Annotated in this window: 15 protein-coding genes; 4 read left to right on the top strand and 11 right to left on the bottom strand. The window is 60.1% G+C overall.

Annotated elements, in window-relative coordinates; genetic code table 11:
• A partial coding sequence (locus tag ACR65W_RS05260; protein ID WP_434502372.1) for a DUF6522 family protein occupies positions 1-212 on the bottom strand: 212 nt, incomplete at its 3' end.
• Positions 213-226: 14 nt separating this feature from the next.
• Between ACR65W_RS05260 and ACR65W_RS05255 the strand changes: the two genes are divergently transcribed.
• Both ACR65W_RS05255 and ACR65W_RS05250 read left to right on the top strand, forming a co-directional pair.
• Complete coding sequence (locus ACR65W_RS05255) at positions 227-397, top strand: DUF1538 family protein (RefSeq protein ID WP_175095813.1); 171 nt, start codon at positions 227-229, stop codon at positions 395-397.
• 5 nt (positions 398-402) lie between these two features.
• The gene (locus ACR65W_RS05250) at positions 403-738 is read left to right on the top strand and encodes a P-II family nitrogen regulator (RefSeq protein WP_175095814.1); all 336 of its coding nucleotides are present in this window, start codon (positions 403-405) and stop codon (positions 736-738) included.
• A 307-nt stretch (positions 739-1,045) separates the two neighbouring features.
• Here ACR65W_RS05250 and ACR65W_RS05245 read toward each other — a convergent pair whose 3' ends face one another.
• The 8 genes from ACR65W_RS05245 to ACR65W_RS05210 all read right to left on the bottom strand — a co-directional run bounded on the left by ACR65W_RS05245 (position 1,046) and on the right by ACR65W_RS05210 (position 6,334).
• Positions 1,046-1,312, bottom strand: coding sequence for an efflux RND transporter periplasmic adaptor subunit (locus tag ACR65W_RS05245; RefSeq protein ID WP_408631421.1), 267 nt, complete (start codon positions 1,310-1,312; stop codon positions 1,046-1,048).
• A complete protein-coding gene (locus ACR65W_RS05240; protein WP_246720557.1) occupies positions 1,228-1,818 on the bottom strand; it encodes a hypothetical protein in 591 nt (196 codons plus the stop codon). Before ACR65W_RS05240 ends, ACR65W_RS05245 begins: the two co-directional genes overlap by 85 nt.
• Positions 1,819-2,049: 231 nt before the next feature.
• Positions 2,050-2,907 (bottom strand): patatin-like phospholipase family protein, encoded by an 858-nt coding sequence (locus ACR65W_RS05235; RefSeq protein ID WP_175095815.1) that lies wholly within the window; start codon positions 2,905-2,907, stop codon positions 2,050-2,052.
• A 119-nt stretch (positions 2,908-3,026) separates the two neighbouring features.
• Entirely contained in the window at positions 3,027-3,713 is a 687-nt protein-coding gene (locus tag ACR65W_RS05230; RefSeq protein WP_175095816.1) for an MOSC domain-containing protein, read from the bottom strand.
• Positions 3,710-4,192, bottom strand: coding sequence for a peroxiredoxin family protein (locus ACR65W_RS05225; RefSeq protein ID WP_175095817.1), 483 nt, complete (start codon positions 4,190-4,192; stop codon positions 3,710-3,712). Before ACR65W_RS05225 ends, ACR65W_RS05230 begins: the two co-directional genes overlap by 4 nt.
• Positions 4,193-4,317: 125 nt before the next feature.
• Positions 4,318-4,554, bottom strand: coding sequence for a thioredoxin (locus ACR65W_RS05220; RefSeq protein WP_175095818.1), 237 nt, complete (start codon positions 4,552-4,554; stop codon positions 4,318-4,320).
• Positions 4,555-4,673: 119 nt separating this feature from the next.
• Positions 4,674-5,330: a MarR family winged helix-turn-helix transcriptional regulator gene (locus tag ACR65W_RS05215; protein WP_246720558.1), complete on the bottom strand. Its 657-nt coding sequence runs from the start codon at positions 5,328-5,330 to the stop codon at positions 4,674-4,676.
• A 305-nt stretch (positions 5,331-5,635) separates the two neighbouring features.
• Positions 5,636-6,334: an RNA polymerase sigma factor gene (locus ACR65W_RS05210; protein ID WP_175095820.1), complete on the bottom strand. Its 699-nt coding sequence runs from the start codon at positions 6,332-6,334 to the stop codon at positions 5,636-5,638.
• 214 nt (positions 6,335-6,548) lie between these two features.
• On the opposite strand from ACR65W_RS05210, the gene ACR65W_RS05205 reads away from it, so the two are divergent.
• Both ACR65W_RS05205 and ACR65W_RS05200 read left to right on the top strand, forming a co-directional pair.
• Positions 6,549-7,016: a DUF4142 domain-containing protein gene (locus tag ACR65W_RS05205; RefSeq protein WP_232366206.1), complete on the top strand. Its 468-nt coding sequence runs from the start codon at positions 6,549-6,551 to the stop codon at positions 7,014-7,016.
• A gap of 6 nt (positions 7,017-7,022) precedes the next feature.
• Positions 7,023-7,358: a hypothetical protein gene (locus tag ACR65W_RS05200; RefSeq protein ID WP_175095822.1), complete on the top strand. Its 336-nt coding sequence runs from the start codon at positions 7,023-7,025 to the stop codon at positions 7,356-7,358.
• A gap of 127 nt (positions 7,359-7,485) precedes the next feature.
• Here ACR65W_RS05200 and ACR65W_RS05195 read toward each other — a convergent pair whose 3' ends face one another.
• Together ACR65W_RS05195 and ACR65W_RS05190 are read right to left on the bottom strand one after the other, a co-directional pair.
• Positions 7,486-7,839, bottom strand: coding sequence for a DUF488 domain-containing protein (locus ACR65W_RS05195; RefSeq protein ID WP_175095825.1), 354 nt, complete (start codon positions 7,837-7,839; stop codon positions 7,486-7,488).
• Between the two features lie 250 nt (positions 7,840-8,089).
• The gene (locus tag ACR65W_RS05190) at positions 8,090-8,236 is read right to left on the bottom strand and encodes a hypothetical protein (RefSeq protein WP_175095823.1); all 147 of its coding nucleotides are present in this window, start codon (positions 8,234-8,236) and stop codon (positions 8,090-8,092) included.
• Between the last annotated feature and the right edge of the window lie 250 nt (positions 8,237-8,486).

Below are 8,486 nucleotides of genomic sequence, written 5' to 3'. Positions count from 1 at the left end.
CCCGTCGAGTCGATGACCAACTGAAAGCGCCGACCCTTATGGAAAAATGTCAGCCGATATCGCCCCGCATCCTCGTTCTCACCCTTCTCGCAACGGCTCGTCACTTCCCCGTTGCGCATTAGCGATTGAACCGCAGGGATTTCAAGATCGAGCCCATGTGCGATAATTGCGGCGGGAACCTGAATCGTATCGTTCTCGAACGCGATCATCATAGCCGAGGTAGCCAATGGCGAATACTTTTCTTCTCGCGCTCGCGCTTGGCGCGGCCGCATCAGCCAATGGCCGCGATATGATTGTCGAGGGCCTTGGGCTGGTATCCCTGATCGCGCTCGCGCCCATGGTTTCAGTCATGACATTGGGACTTCTCATCCGTTGGACTAGGCGGCCACAGGAGTGACGACGATGTTGTTGAATGCTTCTCTCATAGTGACGGTCGTGCGGAAGGGTTGGGGCAACACGGTTCTTGAAGCTTCCGTAAAAGCCGGCGCTCGAGGCGGCACGGTCGTTTACGGGCGCGGTATCGGCGTCAACGAGCACGATAAGATTTTTGGCATCGCGATCGAACCGGAAAAGGAGATCGTGCTGACCGTCGTTTATACCGAGGAGGCCGACGCAATCTTGCAAGAGATCCTCCGCGCCGCGGAGCTGACCGAGCCGAACAGAGGCCTCGCTTTCGTCGTGCCGCTTGAGAAAGTGGTTGGGGTCTCGCATCTCCACAACAAGCAGCCTCAGGGCTGAATGCGCAGCCGCGCGACCCATTGGAAGCCCTCCATGTCCACTTCCTAACGAAGCATATCAATCACGACCGGGACTTATTCAGACGAAGGCGCTTGCACGAATAAGGCCGAAAGCTTTCGAACGCTGCCCTCTCAGCTTCGGGCGCACATGGTCGGATGGCGCCGCAGTTTATCTCATGGCTGCAGCTGTTGGTGCCGCTGCAACGGTGGATCTGGCACGCGCAGCGGGGACTTGCCCTCGTCTAATTCGATGCGCGCCGGCGCTTCCATTGCGGGCCGAAGCGCTAGGTCGGGATTTTCTGCCTCAATCACGATGTCAACTGTTGGGCCCTCCAGCGGCGTCGCGGGCCGGCGCACCTTGACACCTTACCCAGAAAGGCGCGTTCGGGCGCAGCCTCGCTGGTCACAATCGCCTCAGCGCCGGGTGTGATGGCGAAGGCTCGATCGTCACTGGCCTTTGCACGGAGGCGAATGATCTTCGCGTCGCCGATCACGAAGAGAGGCGCTCCGGCGGTGACGCGCTTACCCACCGCCGCTGGGTGCTCGACGATAAAGCCGTCGACGCACGCGGCAATCTCGACGCCGGCGCGTGCCGCCTCGGCTCTCGCGAGCGCGTCGCGCGTTCGGCGACGACGGCTTCGGCGCGAACGAGCCGCGTTTGCGCGCGCGCCAGAGCGCGTCGCGACGCTCCGATCGTCTTGCAGCCATGGGCACAGGGCCGCGAACGCACTTTTCGTTCAGCGACGACCGCCTGCGCCCTGTCCCGCGCTTTCACGCGCAGAGGCAGTGCCGCCTCAGCCGCCGCCAGCGTGGTTTTCTCATGCGTGAGCGTTTCGTCGAAGGGATGCGGATCGAGCGTCGCGCATATTTCCCCTTTCTTCGCTTTCGCGCCGAGTTCGCAAAGCACCGACTTCACAATGCCCGTGTCAAGAGTCAGGACTGGCGTCCGCACGATGGGATCAATAAATCCGCTCATGGTGAGCACGCGCGCGATTGCGCCGCGCGGGAGGCGCGCCTCCTCACGCGCGAGATTTGCGCGCGTGTGAAAATAAATCGCGTCGCTCGCTCCGATGATCATCAAGCCCAATATCCCGCGAGAACCGGCTTCTACTGATCCTATCCTGGGAGAGCCAGATGGCTGATCCCGAAGAGAAGCGCGGACACGCGGATGTCATCAACCGTCAACGTCGGAGAAGCTGAGCGGATGCACGCGGTTGACTCCCAAGGGCCGCCAAAATGGATCCTGACAGCGCGACAGTCGCCAAAGTGGGGATTTGGCTTTCATCCGAGCAGGTCGGCTCGATCGCGTCGATCAATGGTGATGTGCGGCGAGTTCACTCGCCAGAGCGCGGCGCGTCAGGCCGCCGCGCTCGACCCATTTCTGGGTGTTCTCGGCGGCGCGTTCGATGAGATATCGCGACGCCGAAAAGTCAAACGGGGAAATCTCGAGCGGACAGAGCGCCGGCGCGAGATGCACATCGATCCAATCTGGAAGGTGTTCAAGATCGTTCATGAGCCGCCATGCGATCAACAACGTGATTGCGTGCAGCGTCTTGGCGACGGCTCCCCTCGGCGGTTCCTTCAATGCGCAGGCGTAGCCCGTCGGGAGGATGATAATTCGCAACGCTCCCAGTTTCGCGGCCATTCGGATCGAAGTGTTGGCGGCGACGGCGCCGTCCATCAAAATCTGACCGTCTATTTCGACGGGAGGGAAGACGCCGGGAATTGCTGCGCTCGCGAGGATCGCCTCGACCGCTGGTCCGTGTGAAAGAGCGACTGCTAAGCCTTGCAGATCGGTCGCAACGACGTGCAAAGGAATTTTTGCATCCTCGATACGCGAGAACGCCAGGTGAGTTTCGATCATGCGCCGCAGGCGAGAGGGATCGATAATGTTGTCGGGATGCCGAAGCAAGCCGAATGCACTTGCCCAGGTGATCGGAAATATGTCGACGCGCCGCAGTCCGCACCAGATCTGCTCGAGCTTCTTCACGCCTTCACGCGTTGGCGCGCCAGCAAAGTAAGCTGCGTTCAGTGCGCCGACCGATGCGCCAACGACGAGATCCGGCCGCTCACCTGCCGCCAAGAGGGTGCGCAACATGCCGACCTGCACCGCTCCCAGGCTCCCACCGCCCGCAAACACAAACGCCGTCTTGCGTGTGGCTTCGTTCATGGCGGACCATCCCCCTTCGCGGTATCGACGAACCTAATTTAGGACACTCCACGATTTGATAGCTCCACCACGTCGAGTGTTCGCCTCGGCCGAGAATTGGCGAGCAATTCTGACGATTGCTAGCCATAAAGGCGTTTCGTCCAATCCTCGATGTTGCCGCTGTTCAATCGCCGCCGCGCCAGTTCGCGCCAGCTTTGCGCAAGCTCGGGCAGCGCCATCATGCCGGCGAAACTCTCGAGATCATCGGTGTCGCGGTAGAGCAGACGTGTCATACGTTCGAGGGTCCAATTGGCGCAAGGTCTGTCGATGAGCCGCAGAACGTCGCCAGCGTCCGCTACACCGGCTTCGAGCACGCGGTAATACCATCCGACGCGGCCGCTCGATTGCACGCGCAAAGCCATATCGGGTCGGCCGAAACGGCGATTGAGCTTCCAGCAAGGCTGGCGTCCCTGGCTGACCTGCAGCAATGCTCGCCCGAAGCGCACGACATCGCCGATGCAGACATTCACTTCCGTCCAATCCGTGGTCGAAAGATTTTCGCCAAACGCGCCGGGCATCCGCATCAGGGGATTGTCGCCAATCTCGTCGGCCCAGGCAGCGTAATGTTCGAACGGATAATGATGCAGCGCCTTCTCCAGTCCGCCGTGGTGCTTGAGGTCCGCCTGCGCATCATCGGCGAGGCCCGTCGGGGCGATGCGCCAGGGGCCGGGCGTCGGCCGCTTGTCGATGGCGCTCAATCGTCTATCGTCGCCAAGCGGCGCGATCCGTCCCGCCAACACAATCGGGCGAACAAGCGGCGGCGTCATGCTAGGGCTGGCGTGGGCTCGGCGAGCAGAGATCCCAGCATGGCGCCAAGCGCCAAATCATCCTCCCGGCCGAATCCATGGTGACGGATGCGGCCGTCGCGTCCGATGACGATCGTCGTCGGCGTGCCGCGCATCTCATAGCGGCGCATGGTGACGGGGATCGGCCCGTCCTCGCCCTGTTGGTCGACGCCGATCGGAAAGGTCAGACGATATTCGTGAATGAAGGCTTCGAGGGAAACAGGCGTCATGGCGGCGTGATGCTCGAATACCGTATGCACCCCGATCACGGTGAGGTCGGCATTGGGAAACAAATTGTGAGCGCGCTGCGCCTGCGGCGTCCCATGCGCGACGCAGCCTGGGCAGAGCATTTGGAAGGCGTGCAGCATCACCACGCGGCCGCGAAGCTCTGTGAGCGAGATCGGCGTCGGCGTGTTGAACCATTCCGCGACTGCGAGTTCCGGCGCGAGCGGGAGGGTCATGGTTGTCGCTTATTTTCTCGAGTGTTCGGGATTGGTCGCTGCAAGCAGCGGTCGATGCGGGCGCGCGGGGCGAGCGTGAGGGGCGGGCCAGGGATTGGCCCGCCCGCGCGCGAAAGGGCCAGGCGCTATTTCAGAGCGGCCAAGTCAGCCCCGAAATTGATGTGATAGGGGTGGCCGCCTATCACGAAAGCCGGAACCGACTTCACCCCCGCCGCCTCGGCCTCGGCGATGCGATTCTTGGCTTGGCCGAGATGCACGATCTCGATGTCGTATTTCCTGGGGTCGAGGCTGTCGGCGAACTGCCGCTCGGCGTCGGCGCAAACTGGGCAGCCGGCGTGGTAGAAAACCGCTTTCTGTGACATGCTGTAAGCCCTTCTCTTTTCGCTGGAGGGGGACCAAAGGGCGGTTCGCCGGTTGCCGCCAGGCGGGCCGCCTGCTCACCTGGCGCGCTCAGTGCGCGTCAGGAATCAGTGGCGCTCTCTCACGGAGGCGCTGGTCGAGCGGCCTCGTGAGCGGCGAGGCCTTTGACGTAAGAGTTCCAAATGGCTTGTTGCTGTTCAGCCGACAGTGCGTTGTGCTCGGTGCAATCGAGGCGCAAACCGTCGGCGCGCAAGGCCGCGTTCACATAAGCGCAGTGATGCGGCGCCGGAGCGTCAGCATAGGCGTGGGGACGGAAATAGCGGCAGGTCACGCACATCCGCTGTGGCGCGATCGCCCCTTCGATTTGCAGATTGCGGATCAGCTTTACGAGCAGTCTGAGCAATTCTTGCTGCTCGAGCGCAGAAAGCGCAGCGAGCGCCCGATCGGTCACCGTTGCGTGGGCGGCGATTTGTTGCGCGAGAGCGCGTCCCGCATTTGTGGTCGCAACGACGACCGCGCGGCCGTCGTAAGGGTCGGGACGGCGCGCGGCCAATCCCTTCTTTTCAAGCGAGAGGATGGAGTCTGTCGCCGTTGGCTGACTCACGCCGATGTGCTGGGCGATGGCGCTGACGCGCGCGCCCAAGTCGCCTCTCCCGAAGAGAAAGGCGAGAATTTGCGCCTGGGTGGGATTGAGCGGCGTTTTCTCCAACGCGCCCCAACGCTCCGAACGCAGAACGTTGGCGATTCGCTCCAATCCCTCGCGCAACCTGCGGGGCAAGGCAGACGATGTCTCGGCGGGCGAAGTCATGCGGGATTATTATAGGACTCCTATGTAATGTCAAGTCAGCCGGCGACCATCGCGTTTGCGAGGAAGTGGCCTCCAAGCCGTAAACGACCCGCATGTGTTTTAGGCTCGCATCTTCCTGTCCCGTGCCAGCGGGCTCGGAGGCTTCAAGTCGGGATTTAATTGCGTTCCGATAAGAATTCTTGGCTATTGCGCTCGGCGCGCGCCGCGTGAGCCGGCTTCGTATCGCAGCCGAAATTTGGTACGCATGTTTCTTTTGGGTTAACACGGGACAAAGTCTAACTCTTGTCTTGCAACAATCCGATGCTGGCCATCACACGATTGGATAGCGCGTTGCATCGCGCGCCGTCGAAGGGGAACACGTCAGAGAGCGCGACCATGACGCTTTTCTCAAGCTCTTGGCGCAACAACGCGCGGGCGCGGTACAGCCTCGTTTTGACAGTGGCTTCCGGAATCCCCAACTGTTGCGCGACTTCTGCGCCGGACACTTCTTCGACGGTGCGCAAAACGAAGACAGTGCGAAAGTCGGGTGGAAGCGTATCGATCGCCCGTTCGAGCAAATGCCGGACCTGGGTCCTCGACATCGAGCTTTCCGGATCGACCCTGCAGCTGGGAAGCATGATCACGCTCGACATTTGATGCTCGTTTGTCTCATCTAATTCTACGGTCGGTCTAGCGCGCCGCTTTCGTCCAAGCGCTTCGTTTAAGACGATGCGGACCAACCAAGAGGAAATTGCGGATTCATTGCGGAAATCCGGGATGTGCGCGTAGGCGCGCGTCCAAGCTTCCTGCACAATATCCTCGGCCTCGCCATCGTCGCCCGTCACGGCCCTCGCAGTGCGATAGAGTTTGCGGTTGTAGCGCCGCATGAGTTCGGCAAATGCCTCCCCATCGCCCGTCGCGACCCGGGCGACGACGCCGACATCGGTCAGTCCGATCCAGTCAGCGTCCGCGATTCTCGCCTTGGGTTTTTTCATGGCACCTATCTGGCATCGGTTCCGATAACCGTTAGATGCGACAGGAAGAGAAAGGTTCCCGATAAAATTTATCGGGAACCTTTGGAGCGTCCCCGCATCTAATGAGGCGGCATCACCCGCATGAGCGGAAATTCGATGTCAAGGAGACACCACAATGTTCCGCAAACCGAGTTTTCTGCTCGCTGTCACAATGAGCCTCGCCGCGTCTAGCGCAATGGCTCAAATGGCGGCCAAAACAACCGATCCGCAAATTGCGCATATCGCGTATACTGCAGGGCAGATCGACATCGCGGCCGCAGAGCTCGCGCTGAAGACATCGCAGAACAAAGCCGTCAAGGACTTTGCCGAGGAAATGGTCCGCGATCATACCGCAGTGAACAAACAGGCGCTTGCCTTGGTTGAAAAGCTAAAGGTTAAGCCTGAGGACAATGATACCAGCAAATCCCTGACGGCGGCGGCCGCCAAGAAGCACGAGGAATTGTCGAAGCTGAGCGGAGCCGCCTTTGACAAGGCTTACGCGCAGAACGAGGTCGCCTATCATCAAACCGTCAATGGGGCGCTTGCAACCGTGCTCATCCCCGATGCCCAGAACGGTGAACTAAAGAGCCTGCTTGAAACCGGCCTCAAGCTGTTTAAGGAACATCAGCAGCACGCTGAGCATCTTGTCGGCCAGCTGAAGTAGGGTTCGATGGCCGTTCGATCCCTTATGGTGGCAAGCGGGGCGCTATCGCTCGGCCTTCTCGCGTTCATGCCCCTGCCGCGTGGCGCCGAGCCGCAAGTTTACGTGATCGAAATCGACAAACTGGCGTTTGGGCCTGCCCCAGCAGGACTGCACGTGAACGACATTGTCGAATGGCGAAATTCCGACATCTTTCGCCACACGGCGACCGCTAGCGACGGGAGTTTCGACATTGACCTCCCGCCAAGCGCCAAAGGCCAAACGGTTTTGAGGCAGCCCGGCGTGATCGACTACGCCTGTCGCTTTCATCCGGGCATGAAAGGTCGGCTCGAAGTCGTTCCCTAAGCAACACTGGGACTCCGCAATCATGCGGCGTCCCTGCTGCCTTGGCTTGCTTTTCGTTTGTGCGGTTATTGCGATGATCATGGGGTGCGCTCATGTCTTGGGCCTGTTGATGCATATTGCGGTGCCCTCAGCGCATGAGAAAGTCCCGCAGCACCACAGCTTCGTTGTGCAGCTCATCGCGAGCCGCGAACAGGAGCGTTAGTGGACTCTTTCGCGCGATTGTCCGAAGCTCGCTGAGTAGTTCGGATTTCTGCGAGAGCTCAGCCTCGTATCTGCGGCAAAACTCCTCCCAACGGCTTGGATCGTGTCCGAACCATTTGCGTAGCTCTGTGCTCGGAGCCACATCCTTGAGCCATCGGTCAATGGCCGCCTTTGATTTGGTAAGACCGCGAGGCCAAAGACGATCAACCAGGATGCGGATGCCATCCTCGGCCGATGGCGACGCATAGGCTCTTTTCAATTGAATGCGCAAAGGTTTCATTATCAGTGTCGGTTTGATTTCTGCCGGTGACGCCGAAGCTATTCGGAGCTTGACCAACCTATTCATAGGCTGAAGCGAAAAGGCGAAAGAACTCGACTCGGCGTCTCGGCTCCGAGTCGAACGGCTTCCGTCACTCCCATAGCATGCCGGGTGTCCTTTGAGCAGAATATGGGCGCCGAGTGACGTGCGCAATGACGATGGCGATCGTTTCTGGCGCGCCGTGTCCTGGGCGCGTTGAGCTAGGCACAGCTCAATCAGCGAAACCATACGTCTTTTGAGCCGCGTTACGACCGTGAGCCTCGATTTTCCGGGGAAAGAGATGCATGACGCGGGCTAAGCGGCGCTCGGTGATGAAGGCGAGGCTGAGGAGCTGCACGAAATTTTCCGGCTCGATCATGGTGAGGCCGATGCATTTGGGGATTAGGTGCTTGCGGGTTCCGAAGATGATGTCCCAGATTGCGAGAACGATGCCGTAATTGCTGTCGTACTCGCTCCGCTGTTGAGTTCTAGTTTTACTGTGTCATAAGATGGCAGAATGGGATATTTTGAGGATTCACGCTCGATTCGGAGGGGGCTGTGGATCGAAATGGCTTGGATCCAGGGAGTGAAGGTCGGTTCGTTGAGTCGATGTCGTCGATCTTGGGACA

The organism is Methylocystis sp. (genome assembly GCF_051062815.1).
Classification (GTDB): Bacteria; Pseudomonadota; Alphaproteobacteria; order Rhizobiales; family Beijerinckiaceae; genus Methylocystis.
This window is presented reverse-complemented; position numbering and strand designations above follow the sequence as displayed.

Bases quoted from the DNA above. Each gene is read 5' to 3' on its own strand.
- ACR65W_RS05190 (WP_175095823.1), bottom strand. From the start codon at position 8,236: ATGATCGAGCCGGAAAATTTCGTGCAGCTCCTCAGCCTCGCCTTCATC.
- ACR65W_RS05210 (WP_175095820.1), bottom strand. From the start codon at position 6,334: ATGAAAAAACCCAAGGCGAGAATCGCGGACGCTGACTGGATCGGACTG.
- ACR65W_RS05225 (WP_175095817.1), bottom strand. From the start codon at position 4,192: ATGACCCTCCCGCTCGCGCCGGAACTCGCAGTCGCGGAATGGTTCAAC.
- ACR65W_RS05255 (WP_175095813.1), top strand. From the start codon at position 227: ATGGCGAATACTTTTCTTCTCGCGCTCGCGCTTGGCGCGGCCGCATCA.
- ACR65W_RS05200 (WP_175095822.1), top strand. From the start codon at position 7,023: ATGGCCGTTCGATCCCTTATGGTGGCAAGCGGGGCGCTATCGCTCGGC.
- ACR65W_RS05235 (WP_175095815.1), bottom strand. From the start codon at position 2,907: ATGAACGAAGCCACACGCAAGACGGCGTTTGTGTTTGCGGGCGGTGGG.
- ACR65W_RS05205 (WP_232366206.1), top strand. From the start codon at position 6,549: ATGGCTCAAATGGCGGCCAAAACAACCGATCCGCAAATTGCGCATATC.
- ACR65W_RS05230 (WP_175095816.1), bottom strand. From the start codon at position 3,713: ATGACGCCGCCGCTTGTTCGCCCGATTGTGTTGGCGGGACGGATCGCG.
- ACR65W_RS05250 (WP_175095814.1), top strand. From the start codon at position 403: ATGTTGTTGAATGCTTCTCTCATAGTGACGGTCGTGCGGAAGGGTTGG.
- ACR65W_RS05220 (WP_175095818.1), bottom strand. From the start codon at position 4,554: ATGTCACAGAAAGCGGTTTTCTACCACGCCGGCTGCCCAGTTTGCGCC.
- ACR65W_RS05195 (WP_175095825.1), bottom strand. From the start codon at position 7,839: ATGAAACCTTTGCGCATTCAATTGAAAAGAGCCTATGCGTCGCCATCG.